The 16,688-nt window shown below is 65.6% G+C and carries 19 protein-coding genes and 2 pseudogenes; 5 read left to right on the top strand and 16 right to left on the bottom strand.

Annotated elements, in window-relative coordinates:
- Nucleotides 1-4 precede the first annotated feature (4 nt).
- Genes HNP02_RS43290 through HNP02_RS36745 form a run of 3 tightly spaced genes read right to left on the bottom strand, consistent with a single transcriptional unit; the run spans nucleotide 5 to nucleotide 2,347 of the window.
- The gene (locus HNP02_RS43290) at nucleotides 5-133 is read right to left on the bottom strand and encodes a hypothetical protein (RefSeq protein ID WP_255507394.1); all 129 of its coding nucleotides are present in this window, start codon (nucleotides 131-133) and stop codon (nucleotides 5-7) included.
- The gene (locus HNP02_RS36750; RefSeq protein ID WP_221318425.1) at nucleotides 130-1,836 is read right to left on the bottom strand and encodes a BCCT family transporter; all 1,707 of its coding nucleotides are present in this window, start codon (nucleotides 1,834-1,836) and stop codon (nucleotides 130-132) included. Before HNP02_RS36750 ends, HNP02_RS43290 begins: the two co-directional genes overlap by 4 nt.
- Before the next feature lies 1 nt (nucleotide 1,837).
- Complete coding sequence (locus tag HNP02_RS36745; RefSeq protein ID WP_221318424.1) at nucleotides 1,838-2,347, bottom strand: hypothetical protein; 510 nt, start codon at nucleotides 2,345-2,347, stop codon at nucleotides 1,838-1,840.
- Between the two features lie 581 nt (nucleotides 2,348-2,928).
- Between HNP02_RS36745 and HNP02_RS36740 the strand changes: the two are divergent.
- Nucleotides 2,929-3,054 (top strand): annotated as a pseudogene (locus HNP02_RS36740) (IS630 family transposase); the annotation flags it as partial.
- Between the two features lie 102 nt (nucleotides 3,055-3,156).
- A pseudogene (locus HNP02_RS36735) lies at nucleotides 3,157-3,411 on the top strand (hypothetical protein); the annotation flags it as partial.
- 274 nt (nucleotides 3,412-3,685) lie between these two features.
- Here HNP02_RS36735 and HNP02_RS36730 read toward each other — a convergent pair.
- Nucleotides 3,686-4,654, bottom strand: a complete 969-nt coding sequence (locus HNP02_RS36730) for a zinc-dependent alcohol dehydrogenase family protein (RefSeq protein WP_184445572.1) — start codon at nucleotides 4,652-4,654, stop codon at nucleotides 3,686-3,688.
- Between the two features lie 91 nt (nucleotides 4,655-4,745).
- Nucleotides 4,746-4,946: a hypothetical protein gene (locus HNP02_RS36725; RefSeq protein WP_184445571.1), complete on the bottom strand. Its 201-nt coding sequence runs from the start codon at nucleotides 4,944-4,946 to the stop codon at nucleotides 4,746-4,748.
- Between the two features lie 152 nt (nucleotides 4,947-5,098).
- Between HNP02_RS36725 and HNP02_RS43285 the strand changes: the two genes are divergently transcribed.
- On the top strand, nucleotides 5,099-5,251 hold the full coding sequence (locus HNP02_RS43285) for a helix-turn-helix transcriptional regulator (protein ID WP_309241825.1): 153 nt from the start codon (nucleotides 5,099-5,101) through the stop codon (nucleotides 5,249-5,251).
- A 262-nt stretch (nucleotides 5,252-5,513) separates the two neighbouring features.
- Here the strand turns inward: HNP02_RS43285 and HNP02_RS36715 are convergent, their stop codons facing one another.
- The 8 genes from HNP02_RS36715 to HNP02_RS36680 all read right to left on the bottom strand — a co-directional run bounded on the left by HNP02_RS36715 (nucleotide 5,514) and on the right by HNP02_RS36680 (nucleotide 11,895).
- A complete protein-coding gene (locus HNP02_RS36715; protein ID WP_184445570.1) occupies nucleotides 5,514-5,918 on the bottom strand; it encodes a hypothetical protein in 405 nt (134 codons plus the stop codon).
- A 300-nt stretch (nucleotides 5,919-6,218) separates the two neighbouring features.
- Nucleotides 6,219-7,517: a cyclopropane-fatty-acyl-phospholipid synthase family protein gene (locus HNP02_RS36710; RefSeq protein ID WP_184445569.1), complete on the bottom strand. Its 1,299-nt coding sequence runs from the start codon at nucleotides 7,515-7,517 to the stop codon at nucleotides 6,219-6,221.
- A gap of 200 nt (nucleotides 7,518-7,717) precedes the next feature.
- Nucleotides 7,718-8,056, bottom strand: a complete 339-nt coding sequence (locus HNP02_RS36705) for a hypothetical protein (protein ID WP_184445603.1) — start codon at nucleotides 8,054-8,056, stop codon at nucleotides 7,718-7,720.
- 166 nt (nucleotides 8,057-8,222) lie between these two features.
- Nucleotides 8,223-8,420 (bottom strand): hypothetical protein, encoded by a 198-nt coding sequence (locus tag HNP02_RS44205; protein WP_375373754.1) that lies wholly within the window; start codon nucleotides 8,418-8,420, stop codon nucleotides 8,223-8,225.
- Nucleotides 8,421-9,213: 793 nt separating this feature from the next.
- Nucleotides 9,214-9,888 (bottom strand): class I SAM-dependent methyltransferase, encoded by a 675-nt coding sequence (locus HNP02_RS36695; protein WP_184445567.1) that lies wholly within the window; start codon nucleotides 9,886-9,888, stop codon nucleotides 9,214-9,216.
- Between the two features lie 96 nt (nucleotides 9,889-9,984).
- Nucleotides 9,985-11,028 (bottom strand): alpha/beta fold hydrolase, encoded by a 1,044-nt coding sequence (locus tag HNP02_RS36690; protein WP_184445566.1) that lies wholly within the window; start codon nucleotides 11,026-11,028, stop codon nucleotides 9,985-9,987.
- 64 nt (nucleotides 11,029-11,092) lie between these two features.
- Complete coding sequence (locus tag HNP02_RS43280; protein WP_255507393.1) at nucleotides 11,093-11,308, bottom strand: hypothetical protein; 216 nt, start codon at nucleotides 11,306-11,308, stop codon at nucleotides 11,093-11,095.
- A 20-nt stretch (nucleotides 11,309-11,328) separates the two neighbouring features.
- A complete protein-coding gene (locus HNP02_RS36680) occupies nucleotides 11,329-11,895 on the bottom strand; it encodes a carboxymuconolactone decarboxylase family protein (protein WP_184445565.1) in 567 nt (188 codons plus the stop codon).
- Nucleotides 11,896-11,933: 38 nt separating this feature from the next.
- Here HNP02_RS36680 and HNP02_RS36675 point away from each other — a divergent pair, with 38 nt between their 5' ends.
- Both HNP02_RS36675 and HNP02_RS36670 read left to right on the top strand, forming a co-directional pair.
- Nucleotides 11,934-12,260 carry a helix-turn-helix domain-containing protein gene (locus HNP02_RS36675; RefSeq protein ID WP_184445564.1) on the top strand — a complete coding sequence of 109 codons (327 nt, stop codon included), beginning with the start codon at nucleotides 11,934-11,936 and terminating at the stop codon, nucleotides 12,258-12,260.
- Between the two features lie 66 nt (nucleotides 12,261-12,326).
- On the top strand, nucleotides 12,327-12,812 hold the full coding sequence (locus HNP02_RS36670; RefSeq protein ID WP_184445563.1) for a hypothetical protein: 486 nt from the start codon (nucleotides 12,327-12,329) through the stop codon (nucleotides 12,810-12,812).
- Between the two features lie 199 nt (nucleotides 12,813-13,011).
- Here HNP02_RS36670 and HNP02_RS36665 read toward each other — a convergent pair whose 3' ends face one another.
- The 3 genes from HNP02_RS36665 to HNP02_RS36655 form a co-directional block, all read right to left on the bottom strand.
- On the bottom strand, nucleotides 13,012-13,914 hold the full coding sequence (locus HNP02_RS36665; protein ID WP_184445562.1) for a DMT family transporter: 903 nt from the start codon (nucleotides 13,912-13,914) through the stop codon (nucleotides 13,012-13,014).
- Between the two features lie 90 nt (nucleotides 13,915-14,004).
- Nucleotides 14,005-15,534 carry a serine/threonine-protein kinase gene (locus HNP02_RS36660; RefSeq protein ID WP_184445561.1) on the bottom strand — a complete coding sequence of 510 codons (1,530 nt, stop codon included), beginning with the start codon at nucleotides 15,532-15,534 and terminating at the stop codon, nucleotides 14,005-14,007.
- Between the two features lie 548 nt (nucleotides 15,535-16,082).
- On the bottom strand, nucleotides 16,083-16,688 hold the full coding sequence (locus tag HNP02_RS36655) for a thiamine pyrophosphate-dependent enzyme (RefSeq protein WP_184445560.1): 606 nt from the start codon (nucleotides 16,686-16,688) through the stop codon (nucleotides 16,083-16,085).

The following is a 16,688-nucleotide window of genomic DNA, read 5'->3' as shown; positions in this document are numbered from 1 at the left end:
GTCATTACTCGGGGAATACCAACGGCTTGATGCCTTCTCGGGCTGCTTGGCGCATGTTCTCCAGGTACTGCTTAATGTTGGCTTCGACGTCGTAAGGCTCCGGGGGGCCGCACGCCACCAAGACTGACTTCATCTGGTCTCCTCGTGGTTCGTCGCGGCCGCCTTGGCGGTGCTCGCCGACGTGGGCTCGACCGCGGCGAGCCGGGCGGCCTCGTTGGTCCCCGTGGCCCGTCGGTCGAGCACCAGCTCGCGCCAGAAGGCGATTGTGAGCCCGGCGATGATGACTAAGAAGGGCGCCGAGGTCACGATCACGGTGTTCTGCAGGGCGTTCAGTCCGCCTGCGAACATCAGCACCACGGCGGTGACGCCGGTGAGCACACCCCACAGGATGAGCACGGCCCGCCGCGGATTGAGGGTGCCGTCGCAGCTCATCATGCCGAGCACATAGGTGTTGGCGTCGGCGCCCGACACGAAGAACATCACCACCAGGATGATCGCGACCGCAGACGTCACCGTGGCCAGCGGGAAGTGATCCAGCGTGGCGAAGAACGCGCTGTTGATGTCGGCGGCGGTGCGCTTGGCGATGTCGCCGCCTTCGAACATGTCGACGTGGATGGCGGTGCCGCCGAAGACCGTGAACCAGCTGAAGAACACGACGCTGGGCACGACGAGCACGCCGACGATGAAGCCACGGATGGTCCGGCCCTTGGAGATGCGGGCCAGGAACACCCCGACGAAGGCACCCCAGGACACCCACCAGGCCAGCATGAAGTAGGTCCACCACTGCATCCACTCCAGGCCACCGAATGCGGTGCCCTGCAGGCTCATCCGGAAAAAGTCCGTGGCCCAGGTGCCGAGCGACTCGATGTAGAGGTTGGCGATGAAGACCGTCGGGCCGACCACGAGCATGAACACGAACAGCGCGGCGGCCAGCGCTGCGCTGCCCTGGCTGAGGAACTTGATGCCCTTGCTCACCCCGGTCACCGCGGACAAGGTGAAGATCGCGGTCACGGCGGCGATGATCAGCACCTGCGTGACGTTGGTGACCGGAACACCGAACAGCGACGCCAGCCCGTTGTTGACCTGCAGCGCACCGAGCCCCAGCGACGTCGTGGTACCGAACAGCGTGGCGAACACAGCCAGCACGTCGATGATCTTGCCGATCGGCCCGTTCACCCGGTCGCCGAGCAGCGGCACGAACAGCTGGCTGACCAGCGTGCGCCGGCCCTTGCGATAGGTCGAGTACGCGATGGCCAGGCCGAAGACCGCGAAGATCGCCCACGCGTGCAGGCCCCAGTCGAAGTAAGAGTACTGCAGGGCGCGCACCGCGGCCTGCGGCGTGTTCGGTTGGGCCACGCCGTGCGGCGGCTGCGCCAGATGCGAGATCGGCTCGGCGACACCGTAGGACACCAGTCCGATGCCCATCACGGCGCTCAGGATCATCGCCAACCATGAGATGGTGCCGAATTCCGGCCGGTCGGTGTCCTTGCCCAGACGGGTGTCTCCCAAGGGGCTGAAGGCGAGGAAGACCAGGGAGATCAAGATGCCGAGGGTGATCACCAGGTAGCCCCAGCCGAAGCTGGCGGTCAGCCAGTTCAGCGACCTCGTGGTGACGGTGTTGAGGTTCTCGGTGAAGACGACCGCCCACGCCACGAAGAGCGCGCAGACGCCGACCGAGGCGTAGAAGACCGTGCCCAGGCGGCCCTTAGACTGGTCACCGGCACTCTCGGGCATCGGCATGGTCGCCGGCTCGGGCGGGTGGTGTGCGGACGCGCCGGAGGCGTCGGGGCTGTCCAGGACGTCGGAGTCCGGACGCTCGTTCAAGTGGCTGGACATGTCACTCCTGGTACTCGGGGCGCCTGGTAGTCGGGACGCTGCGGTCGCGTCGCCTGGTCTGCAAGATGTCCGGGATGCGGATGCCGGCGTGGGTCTTAAAGCGCCGGTTGAAGCTGATCAGGTCGGTGGTCAGCACCTCGACTTGGTGCGCATTGCGGAGCTTGCCGCTGTAGAACCTGCGCGCCCCGGGGATGACACCGGTGAGGTTCTGCACCGGGTCGCAGGCCTCGCGGTCGTCACCCTCGCCGAGCACAAGAGATTCGGTATCGACCCCGGGGTCCTCGAGCTTGACCGCCGAGGCGTTGTGGAAGGCGGCGACCACTGTCGAGTCGCGCAGTAGCGCGGCCGCCTGTTGGGCGGCCGCCGACCCCTTCTCGACCTCGAGCACGAACGCCCCCCGCGTGTCGAAACCGGGAGGGTTGACACAGTCGATGGGGACCTTGCCCGCCAGGGCGTCGCCCAGCGAGCACAGCAGCTCGTCATCACTGTCCCAGGGCGCGGCCACGCTCACGACTGGGAGTCCGCCGTCGGCGAAGCGGCGAGCGAGCCCCCGTCCCTGGGGTCGGGTCCCGAGGACGGTGCCTCTCGAGTTTTGAAGTGACGGTGGCAAAAAGCCTGGCTGGTTCATATTGGCAACTCCCGCATGGTCTGATCGGCATGTCGAAACTCCCACCCTCGCGTGATGCTGGTCCTCACCTCTTGAGGCACGAGTAGCCGGCTCCGGCGGTCCATCGGTTCTGAGGATTCGACTTTGTCAAACAAGGTTCGACATGGTGCTTACCATGATGCGGCCGCAGCCGGCAAGGGGGAAATCACTTCGGTCAAGTCCCCTGTGGCCTCTCTGCAACTGCTTGTATCGCTGAACCTGCAAGTGCGGCTTATCGGGAAGCTTGTCGTCGTCGTGCGCGGATTCGGCCGCGACATCGCTTGTCGTCATACCCTGAATCCTGGCTGGGAGCACCCGTCACGGAAAGGCCACGGCGCACGGTTGGCACCAGACCAGTTTGTTACGTGTCTGGAAACCTCGGCAACATTGCCGTAACGCTAACCGCCCGATTTTTGGCACAACGCTTGGTGACCGCAAACTGTGATGATGGACGGCCCGGGATCGACACCTGGAACGACAACCCGCGACCCTACGTCTGGACCAAGACCGCCGACCAAATACTCGCCAGCATCGGCAGCTACTGCACCCGAATTAACGACTCAGGACACTGATATGAGGAGTGTCCCGAGCCTGAAATTCTTGCCATATATTTGGCGAGGGAGTCGAGGATCTCGTCGGCGGTTTTGGTCCAGCGGAAGGGTTTTGGGTCCGGGTACGCGGCGCGGCTGGAGCGGTTCGAGACCACGCTGCGGGCACTGCCGGAGAAGCAGCGCAACGCGTCACTCATCCCGCTGCTGCACAACTACCAGAAGCCCGACAACCCGATCAACGGGTCCCTCGCGCCGGCCGATCACTTCCGGGCGGCCGTGCAGGAAGCCAAGATTGGGCCCGACAAGGACATCCCGCACATCTCCGCACCGGTGATCGTCAAGTACGCCACCGATCTGGAGCTGCTCGGCTTGCTCTGAGCCCCACCCAAACCGCCCACCTCCGCGCGCGACCTCCACTCATCGCTCGGAGGTGGGCTCTTGGGCGGGTAGCAATCCCCGCGGGTCCACTGGTTCAACCACCGCCGCCTCTACTAGTACCGCGGTGCCATCCCACCGGCCGCTCTGGAGGTGCCCCACCACGCTCAACGCCGGAGGCCAGCCGTCGGCTGAGTCCTCAAATCAGAACTCACCGGGGCGGCTCACGTTTGTCTCACGAAAGTGGCGAATGTTCAGCCGCCCGCTGTGGTCGCGCTTATCGCCCCGCCACGTTCAGCAGGATCTTGCCGCCACGGAGGAGATGTTGCACCGCGTCCTGGATGTGGTCGAGGGGGTACACGCCCGCCACGGGGACGACGAGGGCGCCGTCGGCTACTAGCGGTGCCGCCTCACGAATGACAGGCACCACCTTGTCGCGGTAGTCGAAGTCGCCGACAAAGAAGCCGCGGACGGTGAGGTGCTTGCCGACTAGTGTCGCGGTGTCGACCCACATGGGTTCGTCCCTGGCCCAGGAATAGCTGACCAACCGTCCACCGTCGGACAGCAATTCGAGCAGCCGCGTCACACCTGGACCACCGACGGCGTCCACTGCCAGCGCCACTCGCGCGTCGCCGATCACTGCTCGAACATCGCCGACCGCGTCGGGGGCATCGACATGGACCACGTCGGCCCCGGCTGCTGTGAGCTCGGCGAACGTTGCGTCGTCACGGGCCAGGTTGATCGTCTTCAGGCCACGAAGTTTGGCTAGCGCGATCAACGACCGCCCCACACCGGAGTTCGCGGCGTTCTGAACCACCCAGTCACCGGGTTGTAGGGAGGCGTATTCACTGAGCATCAATCCTGCCGTCGGCGGGTTGCTGCCCAGCATCGAGTACTGCTCGATGTTGCCGGCGGCGGGTAGTGCGAATAGGCCGTCGGCGGGCACGACGAGCCGCTCACGCCACGCACCGGCATACAGGGGTAGCACCACCAGATCGCCGACTTGAAGTCCATCGACCTCGGCGCCAGTGGCAAGCACGCGGGCGACCCCCTCTGCGCCGGGTATGTGGGGCAGGGGTGGTCGCGTCAGCATGCCGGTGACAACCAGTAGGTCGTGTTTATTCAAGGGCGAGAGCTCAACGCTCACCAGAACCTCATGCGGGCCCGGTGGCGGCGGCTCCTCGATGTCGACGACGCGGATCACCTGTGCGGGGTTGCCGAACTGTTCAATCTGGATGGCGCGCATATCAATTCCTCTCCGTCGAAGGTTAGGCAGTTGTGTGATCCTGCCTAACGGATCCGTGATATTGGCTGGGCTGGTTTAGTTTTGACAGCGGTTATCGCCGAATTTCGGCGTCGCTGCGTGTCTCGATGGGTTTGACGCTGTGAACGAACGCCTTCCGTAATACGCCCTTGCCGATCGTTCCGAGTACGGCCGTCGGAAGCAGCTCCGAACGGCCCGGTCCGAAGTCGGTGAGCCCGGCGATGAACTGCTCCGGGGTAGATACTGTCGACCGGTGGAAATGAATCGTGGGCATCGCGTCCTCCTTACTTGATCGAGTTGATCTCTCGTCCACGGGAAGCGAATCGCCACCGATCGGAATTCCTGCTTGGACCGCGGCGGGCAGGCCCTGTTGATCCTGGTGTTACGAGGGACAGCCTTGAGATCGGGCAATGTTGACGACGGGCGCTGCTCGCTGAGATTAGCGTCGACTACTACCTGCGACTCGAGCAAGGCCGCGACCGGCACCCGTCCGCACAGGTGCTCGATGCGCTCGCCCGGGCGCTGCGACTAGACGTCAAAGCCACAGAACATCTGCATCGGCCGGCGGGCGGCGCATAGCCCTCGACCTATTGCAGAGACGGCGGCTGACGGTCTGGATCAATTGATTGACCAGATCTCGCTTCCCGCGATCGTCACCAACCGATAGCAGGATGTGTTGGCCGCCAAAGCGATTGATGTTAGTGACGTGTTCGTTGAGCACCGAAGCGGTGATCGACGGTCGTACTTTGCCCACTGGCTCTGAGCCGGGCCGCGGGCGTTGGGTCTTCCCTCGCTTGGCGAAGTAGTACGCGACTTGTGGGTGCTGGGCGGATTGCCGACGTCACCGAGTGGCACGAGCCGCAGCTCGGCGCGGGGTCACTTTCGGTGCGCGCCGCCTGGTGGCCTTCGGTGCCACCTTGACGACCGTCGTCCCGGATTGCTGCTGATCTTTGAGTTCGATGACCCCCTCGGCGTCACTCCCGACGGGTTTGGCGGCGCCTTCGAGCACCTCGCCGACCACGCGCACCGCCTTGGGCAGGGCGGTGTTGGTCATCGACTTGAAGACGGGTACGGCGGCGATGAACAGCGCCAACGGCGGCTCGATCATGCCAACCGCGACGGCGACCGCCAGGCCACCGAAATACCCCACCGACCTCGGCACGTCGACCTCCACCGTGCCGACCTGAACCTCCAGCACATTGCCTGGCACACCAAACCGAACCTGCACCACATTGTCGGAAGCCATCAGACCCTCCATATTTGGTACCGTTCCGCGTTGCCGGACTCCGGCAGGTGGCACCGCACGCCGGATCCGTTGGTGCCCGCTTGCGTACCCTCTGTTTCGAAACGCCAATCATTCGGTACTCCAAGGCGTTAGCGCAGCTGACTAGATGGATAACATGCAAAATCCATCACTCAACGAGCAGTGTCTTGCTGTGGGCGCGCGCTCATCGAAACGTACTGTGCCACTGCGGGAGTACTTGCCGGGGGCAGATGGCGCTATGACCACTAGGGACACATCAGCGCGATGTCACAGGCCGACTGCTCACGGTTTCAACGCTCGGGATCGCAGTAGGTCGGTGCGGGTGGACGGCATGCCGCTGTGACCGCGTGCATCGCACTTGACTGCCAGAATCTGGTTGACCCCGAGCCGGTTCGCCGTAAACCCTAGCGCTGAGCCGGCCATGAACAGGCGCCATACCCGTGCCCGGCCAGCGCTGCTGAGTGCGACCGCCTCCTCCCAGTTACCTTGCAGATTCGCCACCCAGGCGCGCAGTGTCAGCGCATAGTGTTCGCGAAGCGACTCGACGTCGCGTATCTCGAGACCGGCCCCCTCGAGCGCTTCTACCATCGTCGCCATCGGTTCAATTTCTCCGTCGGGGAAAACATAGCGATCGATGAACGACGTCTTGGAGAATCCCGCACGGTTGCCCGGTCTCCGCGAGATCGCATGGTTGAGCAACCGTCCCTGCGGACGCAGCAGCGCGCAGAGGTGGGCGGCGTACGTCGGCAACATCGCGACCCCTACGTGCTCGGCCATGCCGATACTCGAGATCGCGTCGAACGGCCCGTCGGCGACGTCGCGGTAGTCCTGCACTCGGATCTCGACCAGCTCACTCAAGCCTTCGACGACCATCCGTTTACTCGCGAACTCAGCCTGCTCGTGCGACAAAGTGACGCCCACGACATGAGCCCCGTAGTTGCGTGCGGCGTGCAGGGCGAAGGTCCCCCACCCGCACCCGACGTCGAGCACCCGCATGCCCGCGGTGAGGCCGAGCTTGCGCGCCACGAGATCGCATTTAGCGTACTGAGCCGCGGCCAGGTCGTCGCTGGGTTGAGCCCAGTACCCGCACGAGTAGGTCATCGACTCACCCAGCACGAGTCGGTAGAAGTCGTTGCCGACGTCGTAATGGTGGCTGATCGCGGTGGCGTCGCGCCGCTTCTCGTGCCGGTGCCCCCGCGCTAGTTTCGCCTCCTCCGTTGGCGGCTTGGGTGGCAGCCCGATAATCCCCAGCCGCAGCACCGCTTTGGCCAGCGCCTTCTTCGTCTCGGCGTCGATGCGCACACCCGGACCGCGGCTCGGGTCCGACATCTGCTCCAACACATCGAGCCCGGCGAGCAGGTCTCCCTCGATGTCGATGTCGCCGGATACATAGGCTCGTGCGAAGCCGAGTTCGTTCGGCGCCCACAGCAGCCGCCGCAGACCCCGCCGATTGACGAAGTTCAACTGCCACTGCGCGGACGCAGGTCCCGACCGGCTACCGTCCCAGCATCTGATCGTGACCCGCACATCCGGGCCCACAGCCGCGCGAACCAATGGCGCTAGTGTTTCAGCGATCGTCATTGCAGAGACCTCCGTGCACAACCTGACACCCGTCAGTATGGGCTAATCAGGTCCAGTTTAGTGCCGGTGCAGGCCAGAGCCGCTCTCGGTAGCGGCGCGGCGGGTAGCGAACGTGCGAACGATCTCGATTGGCCTCTGCGGCCTCGCCGACAAGTCAATTCGTCTGCCCCGCAACAGGATCGCGCACTCGCGTATGCGGGTCATGCCGATCGGGCAACGGTACCCGCGGGTGCGTGCAGGAATCGATTCGCAGGGCCGACTGAGGTTGCACTGCGCAGTCCTGCCGCGTCGCACAAGCGGCTACGACTTGCTCGATTTCTTGCCACCTTGCGACCCGCAGCCTTCTTCTGTGCCGTGTCGCCGCCGCTTCCGCTCCCGGAACTCTTGCTGCTCTGACTGCTTCCCGAACTCTTCCCGCCCCTGCTCGAGGCATCCGGGGAGTTGGAGATGGCCGCCGCCCGCGACTTGCTCATGCCCTTCTTCCGCAGGCCCTCGTATTGCTTGTCCTTCTTCACGCTCGATCCGTGATCCTTGGTCATCGTCGTTCCTCCTCCGGTACGTACGGCGTGAATACCCGGCGTGCCCTCCAAAGACACCTCATCCTTTACGCGTACGCAGCCACTTCACCGTGGCCAACTGGAAACTGAAAAACACGTACTGCGGGATTGGCCCGTCCCCCGGCGGACACCTCGCTGATCGTGTCGGTCAGGTGACGACTCGGAAGTGGTGCATCTTCGGATCGCTCGGATCCGGCAGCGTCATGCCGGCATCGGCTCCCGACCGCAGGTAGTCGATCACGGCGTCGTTCAGTTCCTCTCCCGGTACGACGGCGGGAACGCCCGACGGATACGGCGTGATCTGCTCGGCGGAAACCCGGCCCGCTGCCTGCTCGGCAGGAACCATCTCGGCGGCACCGAAGAAGGAGTCGCGGGGAAGTATGACGGTATCCAACTCGAGTTCGCCGGGGGACGGCAGCTCGATCCGGGGCGGCCTCTCGAACTCGCGAGCGGCCTGGCGCCAATCGCTCAGCGCAGTGATCAGTCGCTCCACCGTGTGGTCGTCATCGGCGAACGAGATCGTCGCCACCATCCGGCGGTGGTTCCTGACGTGCAGGTCGAGCTGGCGGTGCTCACGGATCCAGTCCACCCCCTGGTAGCCGGACGTACCGGTGGTTTCGATGTCCATGACGATCTGCAGGCGATCAAGGTCATGAGAGGCGTGCTCTCCCAACGGTTCTCGGTCGAGCACCTCGACGTCCGGGATTTCCTCGATGCGTTCGCGGACATCGTGTGTACGTGTCAGTGCAACATCCAACAGGTCGTGGCCTCGCTCGACCATCCGTCGACGCCACGCGTCCAGTGCGGCGTAGACCATCATCGAGTGGCCCATCGCGCTGGCAATCGCCGCCGGCCACGCCCTGGTGCAGAACCAGCACAACCGCGTCGCGCAGGAGTTCGGCGAGGCACTCGAAGACGCCTGATCAGCCTTGGCGCGCGACTACTTCGCCGCCCGACGGACACGCAACGCTGCGCAGGTTGATGCCCCACTTGTTCTTGACGATCGTCCCCTAGGCGATCAGGAGCAAGCCCAGGCCGAAAGCCGCGAGAAACGCAGTGTTGGCGTACTTTTCAACTTCCGATGCGATGTGTGCGTACTTTTCGGAGCTTCGAGCGGTCTCCCGGACTGGCTCCGCTGCCTAGTCACGGGTCGCCCGCCCGACTGCGAGCGGATGGACGATCGCCGGCATCCCACGCCACACGACTTCGTCGGCCTCGACCATGAAGCCGCAGGCGCGCATCAGCTCGAGAGTCGGACGGTTGCACACGCACCCGCCTGCGAAGCCACGCCATGGTCGCAGGAGTTTGTCTTGGCAGGCCGCGAGGAACGGCGAGCTTGCCCGGACATGTTCGATGAACAACAACTGACCATCCGGGCGGAGTACGCGCGCGATTTCGCGTAGCGCGCCTTCGGGGTCGGCCACGGTGCAGAGGACCAGCGTCGAAACCACGGTGTCCACGGACGAGTCGGCCAACGGAAGGCGCTCCGCGGGCGCGTCGATGATCCGGGCGACGCGTGCGTGTCGCTCGAGACGGCGAGCAAGTTTGCGTCGCATTCCGGGTTCGGGCTCGGTGAGGATGAGTTCGTCGACCGCGTCGGAATAGTGGGCGACGTTCAGTCCGGTACCAGCGCCGATTTCGACGACGAACCCATGTGCTTGGGTGACCAAAGTGCGCCGCCGGCACCGCATGCCGGCGACCTCGCCCAGCCACACAAACGGGTCGTACAGCACGGCCATCGCCTGCAACCACGCCGCATACGCCGATTTGGCCTGCGGCTCACTGCTTGTTTCGGCACGCGCGATCTCAGTCATGCCGCGAACATACGAGCGAGCGGCCAAGGAGCGCATCGCTCAGCACGGCCATCTTCCGCTGATGGCCCTTTTCGGCCATGTCACAGGACGGCTATGTCACAGGAGTCCGAGACGCGTGGCCTCGGCGACGGCGGCGGTCCGAGACGGGCTACCGAGCTTGCGGCGGATGTTCGCGACGTGGCGGTGCACGGTATGCGGACTCAGGAGCAGTTGCTCTGCGATCTCGCGATCGCCGAGACCGCGCGCCACGCTGGCGAGGATCTCGCACTCGCGACGTGACAACGGGACCGGCTGCAGCTCGTCCGGCTCGTAGGGAGACGACTGCTGCGGCGCTAGCGCCTGGCGGCACGCTCGAACGACGGAATCGACGTCGCCGTGCCACGGAAAGTGCGAACTGCCTTGCAACGGAATGAATGTCGCGCCGGGAATCGCCGCGGCGACCTCGCGCCCAAGCCGGTAGGGCACGGCACGGTCGTCGCGACGATGCACGACCGTCGCCGGTGCGCGGACGAGCGGAAGGTGGGCGCGGACATCGAGCCGATAGACGAGGCGCAGCAGGGCAGCGGCGGTCTCCGCGGTGGCCGACTCGCGCTGCAGCCGAGCGAAGCGCTCGTGTTCTGTCGCGTCGGCACCACCGAGGAAGATGTCGCTGAGCATCCGCGCACCGAGCCCCCAATGCGCATGGACCGCCGACACGATCGCGTCGGCCACGCCCGGAGGTGTCAGTTCATCGCCCTGTCGGTACGAGCCGTACAGCACCAGACGCTCGACGCGCTCGGGAAACGTCGCGGCGAATGCGACGGCCGTGCAGGTGCCGGACGAGCCGCCGACCAGTGACACGCGATCGAGCTGGAGTTCGTCGAGAAGTGCGCGCAGCATCGCGACCTCGCCGTCGAGCGTCAGATCGGAGTCGTGCACCGTGCGGTCCGACAAGCCCACACCGAGCCGGTCGTACCGGATCAGTGTGCGGTTCTCGGCGACGCCGTCCCAGAAACGCCGAACGCCCGGGTTCTCCCAGTCGAGTTCGAGGTGACTCACCCACCACGCAGGCGCGACGAGTGGTGGACCGTCCCCGCGCACCTCGTACGCCAAGCGACGGGCGCCAAGGGGCAGGAATCGGATCTCGGACGTGCCAGACATCGCCCTGAGCGTACGACGGCCCGAGCAGCAGCGGGAGCGCTCGGGCAAGGCATCCGCCCACCCGCTACGCGGACGGGCCAGGCACCGAATGCTGGATGTCTTCGATCCGACGGTCTCGACGCCGCAGACTGCGGCGACGGCTGATCGCGACGCCACCGAGCGCCAACGCGCCGCCAACGAAGCCGAGCAAGGTCGGCACTTCGCCGAGAAACATCCACGACAACAGGATGGCGATGGCCGTCGGCCCGACGCCCAGGTGAGCTCTCGGGTTGGTACTCATGGCGCCACTGCGGAAGCGATCTATCCGACGTCGCTGAATCTGCGGGCCTCGGGTTCGAGCGGTAGCAGCAGCGAGTTCACCAGATAACTCACGGTCCGGTACGTGCCGGCCAGCATCAGCAGCTCCATGATGGCCTCCTCGCCGTAGTGGCCACTGAGCTCTGCCCACAGATCGTCATCGACGTTGCAGCGACGTTGCAGGCTGTCGCAGAGCCGGATGAGGATACGGTCGGCGTCGCTCCAGCACGCGTCGTCGGCCCCGCCGAACGTCAACGACGCGATCTGGTCCTCGCTCAAACCGGCCTTGGCCGCGTACGTGGCTACATGGACTCCCCACTCGTACTCCGCGCCGCACGTCGCGGTGACCCGATCGATGACGATCTCGCGCTGCCGGATGGTGAGCTGACCGCGATCCAATAGACCGGAACTGAAGAATTTGAAGAACAGCCGGCGGTCACGGGCCATCGTGGTGAACAGGACGAGCGGCGGTTTGCCGCGCATGATCCCGTCGATGGCCTGTTGGACGTCGACGGGCAGCGGCCCGGATGCCGGGGCAATGCGGGCGCTATGATTTTTATAGCTAGTCATATTGGCACATTACCGCGTCATGCTACAAAATGTGAAGCATGGCGACACCGCGGATCGGATCGCCCGTACGGGGATCGGATTCCGGGCGGCCCATCATGGTCGCCCTCGATGGTTTGGGCCGCCGCGGAGCGCTGCGCGTGTTGTGGGAACTTCGCGGTGAGCCGTTGACGTTCCGCGCCCTGCAGGCGGCAAGTGACATGAATCCTGGCTCTCTCAACACGCGGATCAAGGAACTGCGGGCGATGCGCATCGTCGACCGTTCCGCCGCCGGCTATCACCTGACCGCGCATGGGCGGTCACTGACGGATGCCCTCGAACCGTTGCAGGCGTGGGCAGAAGATTGGGCACGCGACGCCGACCTCTGACATCACAGATCGCCGGGAATGCGGTTGCTCTCCACCTTCGACACGGATGGCCCTACCGTTGAGGTCATGACAGAACAGTCACCGGCGGTCTACCCCTCTCATCCACCCGAAGCGATGCTGCGTGTCGTCAGCCCGATCCTGGGATTCCTCCTGCGCACGCCGCTCACGGGTTCCGCGCTCAAGGCCTTCCTGGTGTTGCGGTTCAAGGGACGCAAGACGGGGCGGCAGTTCGCACTGACGTTGAGCGCGCATCGGATCGACGACGATCTCTACGTCCTTAGCGGCACACCGTGGCGGCTGAACTTCCGCGGCGGTGCACCCGCCGAGGTCGTGCATGCCGGGAAGACGACGACGATGCGCGGCGAACTCATCGAAGACGCGCCGGTCGTCGCAGATCTGTCCAAGCGCTTGGCCGAGTCATACGGCGTGAAGGCAGCACAGCGGGTGATGGGATTGAAGTTCCGCGATCCGCGAATCCCCACACTCGAGGAGTTCACCGAAGCCGTCGAGACGAATCACCTCGCCGCAATCCGGTTGACCCCCACCAAGTAGCAGTCACCTGGAGCTGCTCGGCGTGCTCTGAGCCCGAACGACACACGGCCCTCCCGGCAGGTTTCGCCGGGAGGACTGGTGCAGCAGCCAGGACGTCTGCAGATGGGGCCACTCAAGCGACCAAATCAAAACAAGGACTAGACACCTTCCAATGTCGCTCGGAGACGGGCACTTTGGTGCCACCCCGTGGCGAGGCGTGCTACCCCACGGGTTCGCGGTCTCGAGGCCGCAGGCTGCGGCGTCGGCTGATCGCGACGCCACCGAGCGCCAACGCGCCGCCAACGAAGCCGAGCAAGGTCGGCACCTCCCCGAGAAACATCCACGACAGCAGGATCGCGATGGCCGGTACCGCCAACGTGGTGGCGGCCATCTTCCCCGCGTCCGTGCGGTTCAGCGCATAGGCCCACGTGAGGAACGCGATCGCCGTCGGCCCGACGCCCAGAAAGACGACCCCGGCCAACGCAGTGGGCGGAGCCTTGGCGACCTCGTCGACGGCCTGACCGGCGAACGGCGCCGTGGCCACCAGGCCGACCGCACACCCGACCCAGGTAGCGGCGATGGCGTTCACCGTGCGCAGCGCGACCTTCTGCAGCAGCACACCGGCGGCGTAGAGCACCGCGGCCAGCAAGCCCAGTGCCACGCCGAGGAAGTCATTGACACCGACACCGGATCCGCCGAGCGCGATCAGCACCACTCCGGTGAACGCGATCACCAGGCCGACCACCAGCGGCCGGGGAAACCCCTCACCGAGGAAGAGTCCCGCGAACACGGCGACCAGGATCGGCGCGAAGTTGACCAAGAGCGCGGCCGTGCCGGCGTCGAGGTGCTGCTCCGCCCAGTTCAGCACCACGGTATAGGCGGCAAACCACAGCAGGCCGTAGCCGATGACCAGCGCCAGGCCACGTCCCCGCGGCCATGGTGGCCGATAGATCGCCACGACGGTGGTCAGGGCAATCGTGCCGACGCTCAGTCGGATGAACGCCAGTGCGCCTGGGCTGAATTCAGCGCCGCAGAAGCGGATCACGACGAACGCCGACGCCCACAGGAGAACCGTGATCGCCGCCGCGAGTACCGCGAGGCGATCGGGATGCGCCGATTTCACCGACCCAGTCTTCGGGGTGCCGCCTGCCGCAGGCAAGCGGATTTACGACACGGAGGTCGCAGATGCTGCCAATCTTGGTCGCCGGTGGCTCTAGTCTTCGCCGTACTCGAGCGCCGGCTCCGACGAGTCGACGTGCCCGTTGCTCAGGATGGTCAGCTCGTCGGGCCGCACTTGATAGTGGGCGCCGTCGGCCGGGTTCGTGGCGTCGAAGCCACCGTCGGTGGGCACCGCGTTGGCCAGCTGCACGTTGGCACCGTCGCGCAGGCGTTCACCGTGGTAGTAGTAGCTGCCCGGCGCCGTCTCGCACACCACCGCCAGTGACGACACGGTGCGGATCGCCGCCGTCAGCGTGCTCCCCGCATCGCAGCGCGCTGCATGACCGACGAAGCCCTGCGTGTCGACGTCCGAGAGGCCGGCGATGACGGCCGCGCTCGTGGACGTCGTGGTCGATGGCGTCGTGGTCGATGGCGTCGTGGTCGAATTCTCCGTGGGCGGCGCCGTCGTCGTCACGGTCGTCGTCGATGGAGGCGGCGCGGCGAGCGGGCTCGCAGGCCCCGTGCCGCTACTGCCGCCGCTGAACACCACCACCGCGGCCAGCACCCCCGCGAGCGCGAACATGCCGATCGTCCCGGCCAGCAACGCGACCTGCGCCTTGCTGAAGCGCGCCCTCTTGGCCGGCGCCACGGGCGGCGGGTACGGCACGTAGCCCGTCGCCGCAGGCCTCGGCTCCATCACCGGGAACTGCCGCGTGCTCGGCGGCGGGACGGGGGCAGGCGCGGGCCGTGCATGGGCGGCCGCCGCGGCGGCCCTGGCCAGCGCGCCCGCCGACGCATACCGGTCGGCGGGATCCTTAGCCATGCCCTTCGCGACGACGTCGTCGAACGCGGGATTGATCCCCCGGCGCATGGCGCTCGGCTGCGGCGGCGCCGAGAACACGTGCGCAATCATGACTTCCTGCAGGTCACCGCCCTCGAACGGCGCCCGACCCGTCAGGCATTCGTACAGCAGACACGTCAACGAGTACACGTCCGACGCCGGGCCACCGGCCTGGCCGCTCAGCCGTTCCGGGGCCATGTAGGCGCACGAGCCGATGATCAGCCCGGTCTTCGTCACGGTGGCCTCGCCTCCGCCGTGGGCGATGCCGAAGTCGACCAGGTAGGCGAAGTCATCGGGCGTCAGCAGCACGTTCTCCGGCTTGATGTCGCGGTGCACCAGTCCAGCGGCGTGCGCAGCGTCCAGCGCGGCCGCGACCTGGGCGATGATCGACATCGTCCGCGCCACCGGGAGTGCGCGGTCGACGCGCAGCTCGTCCTTCACGCTGGTGCCCTCGACCAGGCGCATGTCGATGTAGAGGACGCCGTCGATCTCGCCGAAGTCGTGCACCGGGATGACGTGCGGTTCCTGCAGCCGTGCGGCCACGCGCGACTCGCGCCGGAAGCGGTCCTGGAAGATGGGGTCCGCCGCCAGATCGGTCCGCAGCACCTTGATGGCCACCATCCGCTCCCGCACGGTGTCGTGTGCGCGGTAGACCTCGCCCATTCCGCCCATGCCGATCAGCGACTGCAGCTCATACGGTCCGAATCGCGTGCCCAAACGAGTGCCGCCGTTCGGGGAGCCCATATGCGTTCCTTCCGACCTTTCCCGACCGCTCAATGGCGACTGCGCAGGTCAACCCACGGTGTTGACGGTGTTCCGGCTTTGTGCGCTTGCCCAACCAGCTCCCCGCTGCAGGCCAAATAGGCTCCGACACCGAAGTCGAAGCAGCACAAGCCGATTGCTTAAGCAGCAAGGCTACACGCGATCACCGCGCGGAGTCAGATCAGTGGGCCAGTCCACACGTTCACGTAGCCAGCCCTTGGCAGCGCTCCGTTGAACGGCCTCGGGATCTCGTCCGCCTTCACCACGAGTTGCCCATCCTCAGGCATGGCCTGTTCATACCGCTGATGGAGGACGACCCGCAGATCTGGGCTGGCCTGCGTGATCACCCGCTGGGCACAGTCGCGGCAGCCTTGCGTCACACGTACGTGCGACCGGCGATCGAGTGCTGAAGAGACACAAGGACATTGCAGCAGTCAGGATTCGCTCGGTGGGTGTCCCGTAGATCCGTATCGCGGTCGCCGGTTCTAGGGTTTCGTTGATATGACTCCTGCGCAGACTCGACGGATCGATCATCCACGGCACGACGGCGACTGTTGGGCCGCTCTAAGCCAGCGCCGGAAATCCTCTGCCAGGACTGCGGGGTCCTCCAGGAGGTAGTTGGTTTTGAGCTGCGCCACGCCGATGTGCACGCGGATGAAGACCGGCCCGTCGGCCGATCCGGCCCAGGCAACAGCGGCGGCAAGCTCGTCCGCCGTTCGCACGTCGCGCCCGGTCGCCCATCCACAGGCCTCGGCGACGGCAACCATGTCCATGTCGCTGGCTGCGGTCGGCTGACCCCCTGTTGCCAGATAGACGTTGTTGTCCAGAAGGAACACGACCAGATTTCGCGGCTTGAGGTGGCCAACGGTGCTCATGACCGACAGGCCCATGATCAACGCGCCGTCACCCTCGATCACCACGAGCTTGTCGTTCGGCCGCTCCGCCTCCAGGCCAAGCGCGAGTCCCAATGCTAGAGAAACGGTTTGGCCCATCGCGTCGAGGCTGATGATGTGGTTTGGCTTTCTCCCTGCCACGGCAAGCATTTCCCTGGCAGTCCCGCCAAGGGTGAGCACGATCGCGGAGTCGGGAAACGCTGCGTCGACGAGCCGCAGTACGTCGGCACGCTCGATGGCCAT

This window comes from Mycobacterium sp. AZCC_0083 (genome assembly GCF_014202335.1).
Classification (GTDB): domain Bacteria; phylum Actinomycetota; class Actinomycetes; order Mycobacteriales; family Mycobacteriaceae; genus Mycobacterium.
The sequence above is the reverse complement of the archived record's forward strand: the minus strand, read 5'-3'. Positions and strand labels throughout refer to the sequence as shown.